Raw genomic sequence first — 17,588 nt, 5'->3', positions numbered from 1 at the left:
GAGCGTTTTAAAAGTTATCCGCAAGGTAAGCTGGTGATTATCCCCTGCGAACTTATCGATGATAATGGCCAAAAATTAAAAGAAATTGTGCTGCGTCATGCGACTGAATGGAAGCTGGAACCGGCCTTTTTAAGCTGGCTGGAAGAAAACACTTGGTGCGACAGTTTGGTAGACCGTATTGTGCCGGGCTTTCCTTTTGATGAAAAAGAGGCTTTATGGCAGAAGCTGGGCTATCAAGATAACTTTATGGTAACCGGCGAATATTTTCATTTGTTTGTTATTAAAGGCCCGGCTTGGCTTAAGGACGAGCTTAAGCTTGAAGGCAGCGGCTTAAATGTTATTGTAACCGATAATATTAAACCTTATAAGCAACAAAAAGTGGGCATACTTAACGGCGGCCACACGATGATGGTGCCTATAGCCTATCTTGCCGGTTTACTTACCGTGCGCGAGGCGGTGGAAGATGCGCAAGTTGGGGAATTCCTGAACAAGGCGTTACAAACTGCCGTTATTCCGGCTTTGCCTTTACCTCAAGAAACCTTAGAAAATTACGCCGGTGATGTGCTAAAACGTTTTAAAAACCCTTACATTAAACACAATGTATTAAGTATTACTCTAAACCACTTTCCTAAATTTAAGGAGCGTGTGTGGTACACCACCATCGAGCCTTATTATGCCAAGCACGGTAAGTGGCCGATGATGCCGCTCTTTAGTTTAGCCGCCGCCATTCGTTTTTACAAAGGCGAACTTAACGGCCAACCTATCGAGCTAAAAGACGATGCTTATATTATTGAGGCCGCCAAAGCCGCTTGGGCCAAATTTGATGGTTACAAAGGTGTAGTGCAAAGTTTTATGCGCCTAGAAAAATTATGGGGCAAAGATTTAAGCCTCAATAACGAAGTGGTAGAAATTGTAGCCAACTACCTTGAGGCCATTGATAAAACCGGTATGCGCGAAGCTTTAAAATGGGGGTTAGAGAATAAATAATGCAAGATTGTATTCTAATTAACCATGCCGATAATGTAGCTGTGGCTTTAAAAAATTTAGCTTCCGGCTCGGAAATTTCTGTAGGAAATCATAAGGTTACCTTAAAGGAAGAGATACCGGCCGGCCACAAAATTGCTTTGCAAGATTTTAAAACGGGCGATAATATTGTTAAGTACGGCAATCCTATCGGCCATGCTATAAAAGACATACCTATTGGCAGCCACGTGCATACCCACAATATTAAAACTAACTTAAGCGGGTTAAGCAGTTATAGCTTTGAGCAAAATTTGGCCGCCATTAGCTTTGGTAAAAACCATGCCGAGCGGAAAATTCTGGCCTATCCGCGTAAAAATGGCGAAGTTGGCATACGTAATGAGTTATGGATAGTACCGCTGGTGGGTTGTGTTAATGGGGTGGCTAACGCCGCCGTTAAAGCCTTTGAAAAAAATTACGACACCGGCCATATCGATTATATTAATGTGCTGGCTCACCCTTATGGTTGCAGCCAGCTAGGAATTGACCACGAAAATACCAAAGCCATTTTGCAAAATTTGGTTAAACACCCTAACGCCGGCGGTGTACTGGTTTTTGGACTGGGTTGCGAAAATAATTTAATGGCCGATTTTAAAGCCACGCTGGGCGACTACGATGAAAGCCGTACAAGGTTTTTAGTGGCCCAAGAGGTTGATGACGAACAGGCCGAAATTGTCAAGCTGCTTACTCAGTTAGCCGATGGTATGAAAGGCGATAAACGTCAGGAATTTCCGATTAGTAAGCTAAAAATTGGTCTAAAATGCGGCGGCAGCGATGGCTTTAGCGGTATTACGGCTAATCCATTGGTGGGGCTCTTTTCGGATTATTTGGTCAATTTGGGCGGTACCAGCATACTGGCTGAAGTACCCGAAATGTTTGGGGCCGAAAAGTTATTGATGGCACGCAGTATCGATAAAGAAGTGTTTGCTAAAAATGTGGCTATGATTAACGATTTTAAACAGTATTTTATCGATAACAAGCAAGAAATTTACGAAAACCCTTCGCCCGGTAATAAGGAAGGCGGTATCACCACCCTCGAGGATAAATCTTTAGGTTGTACACAAAAGGCCGGTGTAGCCACCGTTGTTGATGTGCTTAAGTACACCGAGCGCGTTAAAAAGAACGGGTTAAACCTTTTTAACACACCGGGTAACGATTTAGTAGCCAGCAGCGGTATGGCCGCCGCCGGCGCGCACTTAGTGCTGTTTACCACCGGGCGCGGTAACCCTTACGGCACGGTGGTGCCTACCGTTAAAATAGCTACCAATAGTACCATAGCCGGCCGTAAGCCGCATTGGTTTGACTTTAATGCCGGCGTTATTTTAGAAAGCGGCGAGGTGGAAAGCGCCTTAGAAAGTTTTATTGATGTAGTAACAGCTATCGCTAGCGGCCAAAAGGCTAAAAATGAGCTGGCCGGTATGCAGGAGTTGGCCATCTTTAAGAGTGGTGTAACTTTATAGGAGGAATAATGAAACCATTTTTAGACAAAGATTTTTTATTACAAACCGAAGCGGCAAAGACGCTGTATCATAAATATGCAGCTAAAATGCCCATTTTTGATTATCATTGCCATTTAAACCCCAAAGAAATTTGGGAAGATAAAAGTTACGCCGATTTAGCCGAGTTATGGCTGGGCGGCGACCACTATAAATGGCGTTTAATGCGCGCTTGCGGTGTACCCGAAGAGATTGTAACCGGTAAAACCACCGATGGCAAAGAAAAATTTACCCACTTTGTTAAAGCCATCGAAAAAAGTATTGGCAACCCGGTTTACCACTGGAGCCACCTCGAGCTACAACGTTTTTTTAACATTAACCTGCCTTTAATTAGCGAAAATATCGACGCTATTTGGGAAGAGGCCAACAAACAATTAAAAGACCCTGCTTTTACTGCTCGCCGCTTAATCGAGCGCAGCAATGTAACGGCCCTGTGCACTACCGATGACCCGGCCGATAGCTTAGAGTATCACCAAAAAATCCGTGATGAAGGTAAATTTAAGGTAAAGGTGCTGCCTACCTTTAGGCCCGATAAGGCTATTTACTTTAACAACCCCGTCTTTTTTGGCCCGTGGCTTGAGGCGCTGGAGAAAGTTAGCGGTAAAAAGGTAAACAGCTTTGCCGGTTTAAAGCAGATATTAACTGAACGTATCGACTTTTTCCACAGCTTAGGCTGCCGTGTGAGCGACCATGCCCTCGACCCTGTGGTTTATCAAGAAGCTACAGAGGCCGAAGCCGAAGCCGCCCTAACCAAAGTGTTAGCCGGTAAAACTACCGAATTAACCGAAAGCGAAATTAAAGCCTACCAAAGCCGCATTATGTTGTTTTTAGGTAACGAGTACCACAAACGCGGCTGGGTTATGCAGCTGCATTTAGGCGTAAACCGCAACAATAATAGCGCTAAGTTTGCTAAACTTGGGGCCGATACCGGTTTTGACGCCATTGGCGATAAAGTATTTGCCAAAGATTTAGTTATGCTGTTAGACGCTTTAAATACGGCTAACAGCCTGCCAAAAACTATTTTGTACTCTTTAAACGATAGGGAAAATATGGTATTATCTACCATCGCTGGTTGTTTTCAGGGCGAAAGTTTTGGTAAAATGCAGCTGGGCAGTGCGTGGTGGTTTAATGACCATAAAACCGGCATGGAAAAGCAAATTATCGACCTTGCCAACAGCGGCGTGCTGGGCAGCTTTGTGGGTATGCTTACCGATAGCCGCAGCTTTATTAGCTACCCGCGCCACGAATATTTTAGGCGCATTTTGTGTAATATGGTGGGCACGTGGGCCGAAAACGGCGAAATACACTTTGATGAGAAAAAAATTGGTGCCATGATAGAGGATATTTGCTATAATAATGTTATTAAATATGTAAATATATAGTTAGTATACCTACCAAGAAAGGCCCTCTTACGAGGGCCTTTCTGTTAAAACATTTAATGTTTTTTTAGAGTTTGTACAATACCAAATACCACCATTACACCTCCTATAGCAATCGTTACTGGGGCAGCCGCTACTCCTAATCCGGCTGCTCCAATGGTTCCTGCTATAGCAAGCCCCGTCCCTACCGCTGTACTTACTTTTACTAAGTCGTCTTTATTATTATTGTCGCTCATTTTTACTTCTCCTGCTTTTTCTTTATCAAAACTGCAATTCCCGAACCAATAACTACAATTCCAGCTACTATAAGTTCCATAAAACAACCTCCTTCAAATTAAAATAGTATTTAGCCAAGCACCAAAAGGAAACACTCTTAATATTCTTATATTAAGATGTCAATAGACTAGTCTATTTTTTTTAAATAAATTTAATTAAAAATTAGCGGGTTAAGCCTGAAATAAAATTTAATGATTGTAGTTATGCAAAACCTATGATATACTTAGAGAAGTTGTTTTAAACACATTTATAAAGGGAGACAAAAACAAATGATGAAAATTCGTGATGAAAAAGATTGCCGCTGGGATATTGTTAGTTTAGGCGAAATTATGCTGCGCTTCGATCCGGGCGAAGGCCGCGTAAAAACTGCCCGCAGTTTTAGGGTAAGCGAAGGCGGCGGCGAGTACAATGTGGCCCGCGGCTTGCACCGCTGCTTTGGCAAACGCGCCGCTGTAGTTACCGGTATTCCCCGTAACGATGTGGGTTATTTACTTGAAGACCTGCTTAAACAAGGCGGTGTAGACCTTCGCCATGTTAAGTGGTTTGATTATGACGGTATCGGCCGTAATGTACGCGTGGGTTTAAACTTTACCGAACGCGGTTTTGGTATCCGCGGTGCACTTGGGGTGAGCGACCGTGCCAACAGCGGCGCCGCTAAACTTAAAGTGGGCGCTATCGATTGGAACCAAATTTTTAAAGTAGAAGGCGCTAGATGGTTTCATACCGGCGGTATCTTTGCTGCTTTATCCGATACCACCCCCGATGTAGTTATCGAGGCCCTAAAATGTGCCAAAGAAAACGGTGTAATGACCAGCTACGACCTTAACTACCGCCCATCATTATGGAAAGCCATTGGCGGTACCGAAAAGAGCCAGCAAATTAACCGCGAAATTGCCAAATACGTTGACGTAATGATTGGTAACGAAGAAGATTTTAGTGCGGCGCTTGGTTTTGAGGTGGAAGGTATCAGCGAAAATATTACCGGTATCGAAACTGCCAGCTTTAAAAAGATGATAGAAAAAGTTAAGGTAGCCTATCCTAACTTTAAGGCCATTGCCAACACCTTGCGTGATGTACACACCGCCAACGATAACGATTGGTCGGCTTTATTATGGGTAAACGACGGACAAGGCGGCGTTTTTTACGAAAGCACCAAATTTAACCACCTTGATATTATGGACCGCGTTGGCGGCGGCGACAGCTTTGCCAGCGGCCTGATTTATGGCTTTTTAAGCGGCAAAACCCCGCAAGAGGCCGTTAATTACGGTGTGGCTCACGGCGCTTTAGCTATGACTACCCCGGGCGATACCAGTATGGCCAGTCTAAAAGAGGTAGAGGGCATTTTGGCGGGTGCAGGCGCACGTGTGCAAAGATAGTTAAAAACTGATAACTGAAAGGTGAAAATTAAAGAGGGCCGCAGCCCTCTTTTTTATAAGGCGAGTTATTTGACAAAATAACTTAAGTATTTTATACTATATCTATGAGTAATGAAGCGCCAAGCCCTCGCTATTATACCACCGAAGAATATTTTGGTTTGCCCTTTAATGAACAGCTAACCGAGTTAGAAGATGGTATACTCACTATGAGCCCATCTCCCGTGCCTAGCCATGCCAGAATTCAAAGTAATATTATTGTACAACTAGGTAACTATTTGCGCCATAAAAATTGTGAACTTTTCTCGGAGCTAGATGTTAAGCTCTTTGATGATGAAGATATTATTTACCGCCCCGATATTATTGTGGTATGCAGCCCCAGCAAAATTGGCGAGCGTTGCATTGAGGGCGCTCCAGATTTAGTCATCGAAATAGGCTCACCCGCTACCCTAAAGCACGATTTGGGTAAAAAGCGTTTAAACTATGAACGCGCCGGTGTGCGTGAATACTGGGTAATACGTAACCCCTACTGGGTATATACCTATATTTTAGGTGCAGACGGAACTTATACTGAAACCGTTTATAAAGACCAACCTACTATTAAACTATCTATCTTTGATTTAACCATTGATTTTGGGTATTTGCAAAAATAACCTATTCAAACATATTTACCCCAAAAACCAAAATTAAAACCGTAAGTGTTGTAAAAATGACCAAAAAAATTATTCCATAAAACCGTATACGCTCTTTTAACTTTTCTTTTCTTCTTTTTTTATTAAAAACGGCCTCTACGTCTAAGCTGCGTACATCTAAAAATGCCCCTTTAGTTATACACACAATGGTTAAAAATACACACACGCCTAAGCCAAACAGTATGGTTAAAAACATGGCTACCTCTTTATATTTTTAATTATGCTAAACAGTTTCATTTAAAAAAGAGCATGTTTTACTTACTCGCATAATTATCAAAATAGCCTTGAATGAGTACCACCGGCGTACCTTTATCCCCGCTGCCGCTCATTAAATCACAAAGGCTGCCCAGTAAATCGGTAAGTTGTCTTGGTGTAGTCCCCTCCGATTCCATCTTCCCCATTTGACTACGCCCGGCTTTCGCATTAATCGCCTCTTCAATAGCCTTACCAGCCTCTTCCCCAGAAAGATTAGCAAAATCATTATCGGCTAAATATTTAAGCTTTAACTCATTGGGTGTTCCTGCTAAGCCGGCAGTAAATGCCGGAGAAATTACCGGGTCGGCCAGCTCCCAAATACCACCGACAGGGTCTTTAAAACCACCATCACCATAAACCATTACCTCTATATGCTTGCCGGTAAGTTTTTTTAAACTAGCCTGTAACTTTTGCACAAAGGCTTCACCGTCTCTGGGGAACAATTTAACCCGCTCCTCACTGGCTTTATTTGAACCCAGCAGGCCGTACATTTCATTAAAACCACTACCATCAACGGGGCTGGTTAAGAGCTCATCAAGACCAATAACTTTTTTGGCTCCTGCCTCCAGTAAGGCTTTTTTGGTTCTAAATCTGGTATGAATATCGGCCACAATCACCTCATCGGTGTATTTTAATATCTCTTTGGGGTTGGCACACAGAATAATTTCGATGTTATCCCCCAGTGATTTATAATAAGAAAGATAATCTATTCCTGTAAATCTATGCTTAGGTTCACCAAAAAATTTACGGTATTCACTTTCGTTTAAAGCATTTAAATAGGGGTTTAAACCTTTGCTCTCTACATCTTCCCATGCAACAAGCTGATTACCCACTTCGTCTGCGGGGTAATTAAGTAAAACCGTAACTTTATTTTTGGCTTTAGCAATACCTTTTAAAAGCATAGCAAAACGATTACGGCTTAAAATAGGAAAAACCACTCCGATATGGTCTCCGGCAAAAGCCGTTTTAACACCGGCAGCAATTTGGTGGGTGGTAGCGTAATTCCCCTGCGCACGTGCCAGTACGGCTTCGGTTACACCAATAACATCTCCGTCGTTAATAATAACATTTTCGTATTTAATAGCTTCTTCTAAAGATTTGCTAACTATATTAACTAAATCATCACCCTCACGGATAATAGGTGTTCTTAACCCTAAGGCCTTTGTTCCAATTACTCTCATTCTTCTATTTTAACACAAATTTACAAAAAAGTAAATAAGCTATTATTGCTTTTAGTTGGATTTACTAATCAAAATTTAAAAGAACAAATTACACAAAAAGAAGATTGCCCAACTGCCCTTAAATTTAAAAAAATAATTTTAAACCTTGACAACCACCCTAAAACTTATTATACTACCCCTATAAAAACTTAGGTTGGCGGGCGGCCAACCTAAGAAATGTTGGGTACAATTAATGCAACCTTGCAATAGCTATTACGAGCAGATACAGGGCAAACAGTACGGCTCGTAATAGTTTATTTCTATTAAACCACATTTTTTACACCTCCATATAAGATTTCCCTCATACGAAAGCGTTTCTGTTTACCAAAGCCCTCTAAGGCTTTCTTAAAGAGTACTATAACTTTATAGTACTCTTTTGTCAAGAATAAATAAAAGATAATTCCTCATTTAAAGAACCGCTTAGTTCGCGTCTTTCGTAGTTAATCTCCATTTTTTACCCTTTACAAAACCCTATTCCCGTGCTAAAATAAAACAGTAAACTATAAATACATTTATTAATAAATAAAATAGGAGAAATTATGAGCGATGCAATGGATAAACTGGGAGCCGCCGGCCTGCTGCCAGTAATTAAAATAGATAACGTGGCCGATGCCGTACCGCTGAGCAAAGCCCTACTCGCCGGTAACTTACCGGTGGCCGAAATTACCTTCCGCACCGATGCTGCCGAAGGGGCCATAGCGGCTATTCACAAAGAGCTGCCCGAAATGATTTTGGGCGCTGGTACCGTACTTACCACCGAACAAGCCGACCGTGCCATTGGCGCCGGCGCCAGCTACATTGTTAGTCCGGGCCTTAACCCCAAAGTGGTAGAGCACTGCCTTAAAAAAGGCGTACCGGTTACCCCCGGCGTTACCAGCCCCACAGAGGTAGAGTTGGCGATGAGCTTAGGGTTAAAACTTATTAAATTTTTTCCGGCCGAGCAATCGGGCGGGTTGGATATGCTTAAAACCTTTGCCACCGTTTATGGTAATGTAAAATTTATCCCTACCGGCGGCATTAGCGCTAAAAATTTGGCTGCTTATGCTAAAGCCACCAATGTGCACGCCGTTGGCGGCAGCTGGATGGTAACGCCCGAGCTGATTAACGGTAAAAAATGGGATAAAATTACCGAACTAGCCACCGAAGCCGTTGCCGTGTTACACGGTTTTCACGTAGGCCACGTAGGTATTAACCACACCGATGAAGTTGCCGCTAACAGCACGATGGATATACTGGGTAAGTTGTTTGGCCTTAAAAAAGTTGATGGTAACAGTGCAATGTTTGCCGCTAATGCGCTTGGTAACCAATTTGAATTAATGAAAAAGATGTTTTTAGGTAAAAACGGCCACATCGCCATTATGTGTAACAATGTTGACCGTGCTTGCGCTTTGTTAGCCAAACAAGGCATTACCTTTAACGAAGAAACCCGCAAGGGCGATGCCTTTGGCACTAAAGTTGTTTACTTAAACGAAGAAATTGCCGGCTTTGCCTTACATTTAAGCCGCGTGTAAATTAGTTGAAAAACTGAAAGCTGATAGTTGAGAATTAATAAAAGGCAGTAATCTCCTCTATTTGTTTTCTGCATCCGCTATAGCTTAAAAAGCTACGTAAAAGCGGGTAATATAATTTAGAGGAGATTTATTTTATATGCGTATATTACGTGATGTTCACCCCGACCATTACAAAAAAATGGACAACAGTGAGCTAAGAGAAAAATTTTTAATACAAGATTTATTTAATGTAGGTAAGCTCGATTTGGTTTATTTACAGGCTGACCGTATGATTGTAGGCAGCGCTATCCCTACCGGCAGCCCTTTAAAGCTGGAAGGCGGTAAAGAAATTGCCAGCGATTACTTTTTGGAGCGGCGCGAGCTGGGTATTATTAATATTGGTAACACCGGCACGGTAACCGCCGATGGCATCGATTATAAGTTAGAATGCAAAGAAGCTTTATATTTAGGGCGCGGCGTAAAAGAAATAAGCTTTAAAAGCGCCGACAGCAACAAGCCTGCTCATTTTTACCTTAACAGTGCGCCGGCACATACCGGCTACCCCAGCAAACATATTACTTTTGATATTGCTAAAAAAGTAGAAGCCGGCACAGCCGAAGAAGGTAACGTTAGGGTAATTAATCAATTAATCCACCCGGCTATCCTCGAAACTTGTCAGCTGCTTATGGGCCTTACCGAACTGGCGCCCGGCAGTATGTGGAACACTATGCCTACCCACACCCACGACCGCCGTATGGAGGCTTACCTTTATTTTAATATTGATAACGAAAAGCAAGTAGTTTTCCATATGATGGGCGAACCGCACGAACTTAAGCAAATTGTGGTGCGCGATAGGCAGGTGGTTTTTTCGCCGTCGTGGTCTATCCACAGCGGTGTAGGCACCCGCAACTACAGTTTTATTTGGGGTATGGTGGGTGAAAACCAAGTTTTTACCGACATGGACCACTTAAGTTTTGATAAATTAGGCTAGTTTTAATTGAGAATTTATTTGTCATTGCTAGCCGCCACAGGCGGTATAGCAACCCACATTAAAAGGAGATATTATGAAATTATTCGATTTAACCGGCAAAGTTGCCATTGTAACTGGGAGTAATCAAGGGCTTGGTCAAGGTTACGCTATTGCTTTAGCCGAAGCTGGGGCCGATATAGTTGGGGTAAGCATTGCTCCAAGTACCGAAACTGCCGCCGAAGTGGCCAAGTTTGGCCGTAAATTTTTAGACCTTTCGGTCAATTTAATGGATATGTCTAAGTTGGAAGGTGTTATCACGGAGGCCGTTAAAGCTTTTGGCAAAGTTGATATTTTGGTAAACAATGCCGGTATGATTAGGCGTGCCGATTTAGTTGATTTTAGCGAAAAAGATTGGGACGATGTAATGGACCTTAACTTAAAAAGCGTCTTTTTACTAAGCCAAGCCTTTGTTAGGCAGCTTCTTAAACAAGGTACCGGCGGTAAAATCGTAAACATTGCCAGTATGCTAAGCTTTCAGGGTGGTATTAGGGTGCCTAGTTATGCGGCCAGTAAAGGTGGTATCGCCAGCCTTACCAAAGCTTTTGCCAACGAATTAGCCAATAAAGGCATTACCTGTAACGCTATCGCACCCGGTTATTTTGCTACCGAAAATACCGCCCCGCTGCGTGCCGATGCAGCGCGTGATAAAGCTATCCTAGAACGTATTCCGGCCGGCCGTTGGGGAACAGCCAGCGATTTAATGGGCGGCGTTATCTTTTTGTCTAGCAGCGCCAGCGATTATGTAAACGGCCACATTTTAGCGATTGACGGCGGTTGGTTAGCTCGCTAATTCAATTAAAGCATAATTATTAAGCCGACTTAATTTTTTATTACTTAAAATTAAGTCGGTATTTTTTTATTCGGCAAATAATAACAACGGTTTAACCAATATATAGACAAAAGACACTTGATAATGCGGATAATTTATCAAAGTAAAAATAAAGTTTTCTCTTAAAGGCTATTGTAAATTATTAACGATATGGGTAAAATAAACTATGTTTACGGCTGGTGAGGGAACAAATTTTACTACAATTAATTGTACTAAACAGCTCCCGCTTGGGCAGCTCTTTACTTTTAAAATAAAAACTGTTAATATAACGGCTAAATTAGATGAGCTAGACCCTACCAACTTAATACTTAAATTTGATAGTGATGTACAGCAAATTAAACGTTATATAGCGCTCTTTTTTTGTTATAAAGATGTAGGTTATCTCTTTCAAAGTTTTGTAGCTAAGCGCGAGCAAAATATAATTAAAGTAACCCATAGCAGTACTTTGCTTAAACGGCTGCCTTTTAGCGATAACTATGGCCATATAGAAGCGTGGTTTACTTTACTTAACGAAGATAAAGATTGTTTAGTCAGCTTGCAAAATGAAGGATTTAAAGCTTTAATTACTCTATTAACCGAAACTAAACTAAGTTTATTAGTACATGGCTTAGGGCAAATAGATTTACAACTTAAAATAAGGTTTTATTTAAATAATATACCATTAATTATTTGCGGTAAAGCTAGTGCGGTAGCTTATAACTCTTTAAATAATACCAGTGTTTTACATTTGGTTAATTATAACTACGGTACCCCTGCGGTGAAAGAGGTAATTTTGAGCCACCTTTATGGCTTAAGGCATTAATTTGTAATTATTTTGTAAAATAAACTTTTAAGTACATAAAGAATAATTTTTAAAAAGACGATAAATATAAGGATATTATGGAAGCTTTGTTTATTATTTTGCCTGTAGCAATCGTTATTATTGTAATTGCTGTTATTATGGCGGTAAAAAAAGATGGCGGTAAACCCCAAAAGAATAATAGTAAGCAAACTCAGGTGGCACGGCATAAAGTTTTGGCCGATGAAGCCAAAAAACGCCTAACGGCTAACCCACACGATTTAGAGGCCGCACAAAAAGTTGCCGATATTTTTTATGCTGAAAAAAATTATACCGAAGCCTTTAAATATTATTCTATTATTATAGATACGATAGAAAAACAACCTAGCCTAGCAAGTAACATTAATTTGCACCCTATTAGGGTAACTGCCGGTTTAACCGCTTTAAAATTAAAAAAATACGATGAGGCTCATAAACTTTTATCACTAGCTTTTGCCTCTAAAAAAGATTTTAATGTAGATTTACTCTTAGGCTTAGGGGAATTAGAGTATTATCGTAAAGCCTACGATAAAGCCGTTTACTACTTTCAATTTGTGCTTAAATATTTTAAGGAAAATACGACGGCGCGCCAATTTTTAGGTTATATTTATTATAAACAGCATAAATATAACGATACCGTTGCTATGCTGCGCGAAGTTTTACCTCACGAAGCCGACAATAAAGAGCTTATTTTTACCTTAGCTAATGCTTATAATGAATTAAATAAAGCCGACAATGCCTTAAAACTTTTTACCCACTTGCTTAACGATAACACTTATGGGGCAGCTTCGGCCCTTTATGCCGGCTCTATCCTTTTTAAAGCACAAAAATACGATTTTGCCGCCAATATCTTTATTAATGGACTTAAGCATACCAACATTCGCACCGAAGTTATGCTGGAGCTTAGGTACCGCCTAGCGCAAACTTATTTTAAACAAAATCACATCGATAAAGCGTTAGCCTTATTTTATATTATCAGAACCATTAACCCCAGTTATAAAAATGTTAGCGCCGAGATAGAACGTTACAGCGAGCTTGCTGCCAATAAAAATTTTAATATTTATTTAAGTGCTAACGCTACCGATTTTTCTGTCCTTTGCCGTAAAATTATACCGGTTATCTTTAAGAAAGCCAAAATTAAAATAAGTAATGTTAACGCCGAACGCAGCGACTATATTGATATTATGGCCGATGTAAAAACCGATAAACTAGATGATAACATTTTGTTTCGTTTTTACCGTGTCGATAACCTTGTTATTGAAGAGCAAAAATTGCGTGATTTAGATAACATAATGCGTAAAAACCGGCAAATAAACCGCTCTTTTGCCCTTTGTGCCGGCACTTTTTCCTCGTCGGCGTCAACTTATGTAGAAGCCCGGCTTATCGAGCTTATTAACAGGCAAGAACTTATGCAATTACTCTCCAAAGTTACCGGCTAGCTCTAATAAATTATTTCTTTCGATTAATTTGTCTAATACAGTTATAAGATAATTTTGCCAATCGTTATAACCGGCAGCTTCCTCTATGAGTAACTGTAAATATTGGTAACTGTTTACAATATGCGAACTAACTACATCACCATTTACTACCTCTAAAATAATATAGCTCTGGTAAATAGGGTTAAAACCTACATGCACGCCGGCGCTTTCGCCATTAATGATAGCTATGGTACCGCTAATAGTTATTTTTGCGCCGGCCTCAAAATAATTATTAAAAATACTAATAAATTGGCTGCCGGTAAAGTCTTCGTTTACATCCGACTTAAGGTCGATTAATATTAATTCGTTATTAACAATCTCGTAAGTTGCTATATAACCTCTATTTAAAGATGTAATTGTCTGTTGAACTTCCGGCCTTCTCTCGGGATAAGCAGCAAAATAAGCCTCTAACACAAAACTAAGCGTATGATATTCTGTGTCATTATAAATAATTATATCCGGTATTTGGCGCGAGGCAAAACCGGCTAATGGCAATAATAAAAAGATAGTTAAAAAATATTTTTTCATTCCGTTACCTCTTTAATAGTTAAATAAGGGATATTATCCCTAAAGGTAAAGTGGCTGGTGGTGGCCACTCCGTTTATCCTTTCGTTATATAAATCAAAATAAAGGCTGCTATGCAGCATAATAGCTGGAGCTAAATAATTAAAACGATTAAGCCATAAAGTAAAATAATTATTAAGTTCATCAATATTTTGGACATTATTAAATAATTGCAGTAAATTATCATTCTCGGCATCGTTTAAGCCGGCGGTATTTTGCCGGCTGCCGCTACGCCAACGCTCTACAATGTTATAAGGTAAAGCCTCCTCAAACAGCGATAAGCTAGCCATTGTAAAACCACCCTGTCCGCCATTAACGGCCGCCAATAAAGAGTGCGTGTCGGTAAAACTAATATTTAAATCAATCCCTAAAGCTCTAAAATTCTCACTGATAATAGGTACGGCTATATCGGTTACAATGCTCTCTTTTACCGCCAGCCAATTAACCGTTAGCCGCTGCCCATCTTTATACCTAAAACCATCGCCGCTTAAAGTAAAACCGACTTCATCAAGCAAAGCCGCCGCTAAAATCGGGTTATAAGCATAATTACTAATATTTAGCTCATTCGTGGCAAGATTAAGCCAATTAGGGTCTATCGGACTGGGCACATCTACCGCTAAATCGCCTAAATAAATAGCTTGGTAAAGCGCTCGGTTAAAGCCATAATTTAAGGCTTGCCGCACCTTAACATCTTGCAGTTGCGGGTCATTTAAGTTAAATTGTAAAAAATTGTAACCGGCTCGCGGATAAGAGCTATAATTAATGAACGGTGCATTTAAAGCTTGCTCTACTTTAGCCGGTAAATTAACCCCCACTAACATATCGATAGTACCATTTAACAGCAAATTTAGTTCGGTACTAGCCGTTACCGCAACTATTTTAATGTTAGGGATTACTTCATTATTTTTCCAATAATTAATATTTTTATGCAAAGAAATAGCTGCTCCGCGCTCGTAGTTGGCCAAGATATAACGGCCGCTGCCTAACGGTGAACTAAATAAAGATTGTAAAATAGTTTGCTCTCCGCGCGGGTAATGATAATAACCGGCGCTGACAATAGGCAGCTCCAGCATGGCCATATTACGTAAGCGGCTGGTTGTAAAGATAAACTCTATATTATAGTCATCAATAATATTTAATCCGGCAAAACTATTACTATAGCCCGAGCGATAATCATCGTAACCCACTAGTCCTTCGCTAAAAAAACGATTAAACCCGGTATAACTGCTATCGGCTAATAAAGTATAACTAAAAGCTACATCGCGGGTGGTAAGACGGCTACCATCACTAAAGGTGATATTTGGTTGTAAAGTAATAAGATAACTAGTACCATCTTCACTGATTTGCGGTAAAGCTTGGGCTAACACGGCATCGTAACTATTGGTAATGCTGTTAAATTTATACAAGCTTTCAAAAACTAAATCTGTTACCGCTTTATCAAAAGTAGAGGTAAGATAAGCCGGGAAAAAAATACCGGGCCCAATGCGGCTACCAATTACTAAAGTGCTCTCTGCTTCGTTGCGCTGCAAAGCCGGGTTAGCCGTATTGTTAGCTACACAACCTATAAATATTAAAGATAATAAAATTGTTTTAATTATCACTACCTGCTCCTTGCTATAAATTACCATGCCCTAAATAATAAGTTAAAGCTTTTTCATCGCTTTTAATTTCATCACTGGCCCCAGAAGTCATAATTTTACCCTGATAAACAATATGCGTATAATCACTTACCCTTAAGGTGGCGCTGGCGTTATGGTCGGTTATTAAAACACCCACATTTTTTTCTTTGGCTAAAAAACTAATGGTAAGGCTGATAGAGCCAATGGCAATAGGGTCTACCCCCGCAAAAGGTTCGTCAAGCAGTAAAAACTTAGGGCTCATGGCCATAGCCCGGGCTATCTCGGTACGGCGGGTTTCGCCGCCCGATAAAGTGTTTCCTAACTGATGCTGAATACGTGTAATTTCCAGCTCATCTAATAACTCATCACATAACTTAATTTTTTCGGCGGCCGATAACTCTTTACGCCGCTCCAGCACGGCTAATAAATTATTACGTACCGTTAAGCCCCTAAAGATGGAGTGCTCTTGCGGCAGGTAAATGATGCCGGTAACGGCACGTTTATAAATAGGCATTTTGCTAATATTTATATCATCAAAAAAAACCTCGCCGCTGCCGGCCTTAATTAAACCGGCCACCATATAAAAAGTAGTGGTTTTACCGGCCCCATTAGGGCCTAAAAGCGAAACAATTTGGCCGCTCTCTACATTAAAGCTAATATTATCTACCACTTGCCGCTTTTTATATTTTTTACAAAGCTTTACTATCTTTAACTGTGCCATTAGTTAGCCCTGCCCGAAACATTACCGACCATTCTGATGGTGTTGGTAGCGGTATTAATTTCTATCCGGTCGGCACGCATAACGTTACCGTCTTGCACCGCTTCGGCTTCGCCGATAAGCAGCAAAGTTTCGTTGGTAGAATCATAAATGGCGCTGCCGGCACGCGCAAATATCTCATCTTTCATCACAATAACGGAGCCGCTTAAAAAATAATTGGCGTTCTCACCTGCTTGCTCTAAAAACAAGCTGCGTACCCGTAAGTTTTGCTCGGCATCAATTATATAAACATTACCGGCGGCGGTAAGATGTAAAGTGGTGCGATTATAATTAAAGTTATCGCTGGTAATAACGGTAGAGCTGGCTTTACGATAAATTCTTACATTACCTTGCGCCATTATTAAATTATAATCCTGCCCGCTTAGCTCTACGATATGGGCGGTTATCTCAAAGTCATCACTTTCAATGCGGGTGTTACCTTCTAATAACAAAATATTTTGACCTCCCCTAAAAAAGGAGTTCATCGTATTGGCGGTAAAGGTGATGGCAGCGCTCTCTTCTTCCGCAGAAACAGTTAAGCTAACATTAGCCCCAAAAGAAAATTGATTATCGCCGCTAAAATTAAAATTTTCGCCGCTAATTTGGTAGCTTTCGCTGGTAATAGTAGCTAAAGCCGCCTCTGCTTCGCCGGTGTTTTGCCTGTAAAATAAATGCGGCGAGGCCAAAGTATAATCGGCTGTGCGTGAGTAAAAATTATGCAGCTCTATCTCTCCTAACTCCTCGTTACTAATAACTTTATCGCCGCTGTAAAATTCGTCATCAACGGTTAATTGCCAATAAGTTAATAAAGTTAGATTTGAGTAAAGGTTAGCGTTTTGAGCTTGCAAATTAATAGTTAAGTTATTGTGCTCGTAATGACGAAGAGTAAGGCCGGTAGCCCCTAAAATAGGCAGCTCCGGCTGGTTACTCGTTGTGCAGGACACAAAAACTAAAACTATTAATAAACACTTCATTTCATTAATTTAAAGAAAAATCATCGGTACTGCCAATATCGGGCTCAAAGTTTACAGGTGCGGCACCGTCGTCATCGTCATCAAAATCATCATCACTAAAGGCAAAGTTACCGCCGGATAACTCTAAAGGAGCCAGCGTAAACTCACCTAAAGGCGCCAGCTGTAAAGGGGCATTGTTATTATTAAAACCAAAACCACCGTCGTCCCAATCCCACTCTATCCGGCCTGCATCGGCTTCACCGCCTATCCAAATGCTATCATCTGCCCTATTAGGAACGGTACCGGCTATAAAAATTTCGTTAATAGTGCTGATAGTTCG

General features: G+C 40.8%; 18 protein-coding genes. 10 read left to right on the top strand and 8 right to left on the bottom strand.

Going from position 1 to position 17,588, the window contains the following annotated elements:
- The 3 genes from FWE37_05220 to uxaC all read left to right on the top strand — a co-directional run.
- Positions 1–987: tagaturonate reductase (locus FWE37_05220; GenBank protein MCL2520384.1), on the top strand; the 987-nt coding region annotated here is incomplete at its 5' end.
- Positions 987–2,480, top strand: coding sequence for an altronate dehydratase family protein (locus FWE37_05215; protein ID MCL2520383.1), 1,494 nt, complete (start codon positions 987–989; stop codon positions 2,478–2,480). The genes FWE37_05220 and FWE37_05215, both read left to right, overlap by 1 nt.
- An 8-nt stretch (positions 2,481–2,488) precedes the next feature.
- Positions 2,489–3,898, top strand: coding sequence for a glucuronate isomerase (gene uxaC / locus FWE37_05210; protein MCL2520382.1), 1,410 nt, complete (start codon positions 2,489–2,491; stop codon positions 3,896–3,898).
- A 53-nt stretch (positions 3,899–3,951) separates the two neighbouring features.
- Here the strand turns inward: uxaC and FWE37_05205 are convergent, their stop codons facing one another.
- Positions 3,952–4,131, bottom strand: coding sequence for a hypothetical protein (locus tag FWE37_05205; protein MCL2520381.1), 180 nt, complete (start codon positions 4,129–4,131; stop codon positions 3,952–3,954).
- Positions 4,132–4,440: 309 nt separating this feature from the next.
- On the opposite strand from FWE37_05205, the gene FWE37_05200 reads away from it, so the two are divergent.
- Complete coding sequence (locus FWE37_05200; protein MCL2520380.1) at positions 4,441–5,547, top strand: sugar kinase; 1,107 nt, start codon at positions 4,441–4,443, stop codon at positions 5,545–5,547.
- Between the two features lie 104 nt (positions 5,548–5,651).
- Positions 5,652–6,197, top strand: a complete 546-nt coding sequence (locus FWE37_05195; protein ID MCL2520379.1) for a Uma2 family endonuclease — start codon at positions 5,652–5,654, stop codon at positions 6,195–6,197.
- Position 6,198: 1 nt separating this feature from the next.
- Here the strand turns inward: FWE37_05195 and FWE37_05190 are convergent, their stop codons facing one another.
- Positions 6,199–6,432 carry a hypothetical protein gene (locus FWE37_05190; GenBank protein MCL2520378.1) on the bottom strand — a complete coding sequence of 78 codons (234 nt, stop codon included), beginning with the start codon at positions 6,430–6,432 and terminating at the stop codon, positions 6,199–6,201.
- A 58-nt stretch (positions 6,433–6,490) separates the two neighbouring features.
- A complete protein-coding gene (locus FWE37_05185; protein MCL2520377.1) occupies positions 6,491–7,672 on the bottom strand; it encodes a coenzyme F420-0:L-glutamate ligase in 1,182 nt (393 codons plus the stop codon).
- 578 nt (positions 7,673–8,250) lie between these two features.
- Here FWE37_05185 and eda point away from each other — a divergent pair.
- The 5 genes from eda to FWE37_05160 all read left to right on the top strand — a co-directional run bounded on the left by eda (position 8,251) and on the right by FWE37_05160 (position 13,316).
- Positions 8,251–9,222: a bifunctional 4-hydroxy-2-oxoglutarate aldolase/2-dehydro-3-deoxy-phosphogluconate aldolase gene (eda, locus tag FWE37_05180; GenBank protein ID MCL2520376.1), complete on the top strand. Its 972-nt coding sequence runs from the start codon at positions 8,251–8,253 to the stop codon at positions 9,220–9,222.
- 136 nt (positions 9,223–9,358) lie between these two features.
- On the top strand, positions 9,359–10,192 hold the full coding sequence (kduI, locus tag FWE37_05175) for a 5-dehydro-4-deoxy-D-glucuronate isomerase (GenBank protein MCL2520375.1): 834 nt from the start codon (positions 9,359–9,361) through the stop codon (positions 10,190–10,192).
- Between the two features lie 73 nt (positions 10,193–10,265).
- Positions 10,266–11,021: a 2-dehydro-3-deoxy-D-gluconate 5-dehydrogenase KduD gene (gene kduD / locus FWE37_05170; GenBank protein MCL2520374.1), complete on the top strand. Its 756-nt coding sequence runs from the start codon at positions 10,266–10,268 to the stop codon at positions 11,019–11,021.
- A 205-nt stretch (positions 11,022–11,226) separates the two neighbouring features.
- On the top strand, positions 11,227–11,862 hold the full coding sequence (locus tag FWE37_05165) for a hypothetical protein (GenBank protein MCL2520373.1): 636 nt from the start codon (positions 11,227–11,229) through the stop codon (positions 11,860–11,862).
- A 77-nt stretch (positions 11,863–11,939) separates the two neighbouring features.
- On the top strand, positions 11,940–13,316 hold the full coding sequence (locus FWE37_05160) for a restriction endonuclease (GenBank protein MCL2520372.1): 1,377 nt from the start codon (positions 11,940–11,942) through the stop codon (positions 13,314–13,316).
- Here the strand turns inward: FWE37_05160 and FWE37_05155 are convergent.
- From FWE37_05155 to FWE37_05135, 5 genes are all read right to left on the bottom strand, one after another.
- Positions 13,293–13,883 (bottom strand): hypothetical protein, encoded by a 591-nt coding sequence (locus FWE37_05155; protein MCL2520371.1) that lies wholly within the window; start codon positions 13,881–13,883, stop codon positions 13,293–13,295. The genes FWE37_05160 and FWE37_05155 overlap by 24 nt on opposite strands.
- A complete protein-coding gene (locus FWE37_05150) occupies positions 13,880–15,520 on the bottom strand; it encodes an ABC transporter substrate-binding protein (protein MCL2520370.1) in 1,641 nt (546 codons plus the stop codon). The genes FWE37_05155 and FWE37_05150 overlap by 4 nt, the downstream gene beginning before the upstream one ends.
- A gap of 13 nt (positions 15,521–15,533) precedes the next feature.
- Complete coding sequence (gene lptB / locus FWE37_05145; protein ID MCL2520369.1) at positions 15,534–16,259, bottom strand: LPS export ABC transporter ATP-binding protein; 726 nt, start codon at positions 16,257–16,259, stop codon at positions 15,534–15,536.
- Positions 16,259–17,269: a hypothetical protein gene (locus FWE37_05140; GenBank protein MCL2520368.1), complete on the bottom strand. Its 1,011-nt coding sequence runs from the start codon at positions 17,267–17,269 to the stop codon at positions 16,259–16,261. Before FWE37_05140 ends, lptB begins: the two co-directional genes overlap by 1 nt.
- A gap of 4 nt (positions 17,270–17,273) precedes the next feature.
- A partial coding sequence (locus tag FWE37_05135) for a hypothetical protein (protein MCL2520367.1) occupies positions 17,274–17,588 on the bottom strand: 315 nt, incomplete at its 5' end.

The sequence above is a fragment of the Spirochaetaceae bacterium genome, from assembly GCA_009784515.1.
Taxonomy (GTDB): Bacteria; Spirochaetota; Spirochaetia; order WRBN01; family WRBN01; genus WRBN01.
This window is presented reverse-complemented; position numbering and strand designations above follow the sequence as displayed.

What these genes read in the sequence shown, in the direction of transcription:
- eda (MCL2520376.1), top strand. Translation starts at nt 8,251, where the DNA reads ATGAGCGATGCAATGGATAAACTGGGAGCCGCCGGCCTGCTGCCAGTA.
- FWE37_05195 (MCL2520379.1), top strand. Translation starts at nt 5,652, where the DNA reads ATGAGTAATGAAGCGCCAAGCCCTCGCTATTATACCACCGAAGAATAT.
- FWE37_05155 (MCL2520371.1), bottom strand. Translation starts at nt 13,883, where the DNA reads ATGAAAAAATATTTTTTAACTATCTTTTTATTATTGCCATTAGCCGGT.
- FWE37_05185 (MCL2520377.1), bottom strand. Translation starts at nt 7,672, where the DNA reads ATGAGAGTAATTGGAACAAAGGCCTTAGGGTTAAGAACACCTATTATC.
- FWE37_05205 (MCL2520381.1), bottom strand. Translation starts at nt 4,131, where the DNA reads ATGAGCGACAATAATAATAAAGACGACTTAGTAAAAGTAAGTACAGCG.
- lptB (MCL2520369.1), bottom strand. Translation starts at nt 16,259, where the DNA reads ATGGCACAGTTAAAGATAGTAAAGCTTTGTAAAAAATATAAAAAGCGG.
- FWE37_05140 (MCL2520368.1), bottom strand. Translation starts at nt 17,269, where the DNA reads ATGAAGTGTTTATTAATAGTTTTAGTTTTTGTGTCCTGCACAACGAGT.
- FWE37_05160 (MCL2520372.1), top strand. Translation starts at nt 11,940, where the DNA reads ATGGAAGCTTTGTTTATTATTTTGCCTGTAGCAATCGTTATTATTGTA.
- FWE37_05215 (MCL2520383.1), top strand. Translation starts at nt 987, where the DNA reads ATGCAAGATTGTATTCTAATTAACCATGCCGATAATGTAGCTGTGGCT.
- kduD (MCL2520374.1), top strand. Translation starts at nt 10,266, where the DNA reads ATGAAATTATTCGATTTAACCGGCAAAGTTGCCATTGTAACTGGGAGT.
- kduI (MCL2520375.1), top strand. Translation starts at nt 9,359, where the DNA reads ATGCGTATATTACGTGATGTTCACCCCGACCATTACAAAAAAATGGAC.
- FWE37_05200 (MCL2520380.1), top strand. Translation starts at nt 4,441, where the DNA reads ATGATGAAAATTCGTGATGAAAAAGATTGCCGCTGGGATATTGTTAGT.
- FWE37_05165 (MCL2520373.1), top strand. Translation starts at nt 11,227, where the DNA reads ATGTTTACGGCTGGTGAGGGAACAAATTTTACTACAATTAATTGTACT.
- uxaC (MCL2520382.1), top strand. Translation starts at nt 2,489, where the DNA reads ATGAAACCATTTTTAGACAAAGATTTTTTATTACAAACCGAAGCGGCA.
- FWE37_05190 (MCL2520378.1), bottom strand. Translation starts at nt 6,432, where the DNA reads ATGTTTTTAACCATACTGTTTGGCTTAGGCGTGTGTGTATTTTTAACC.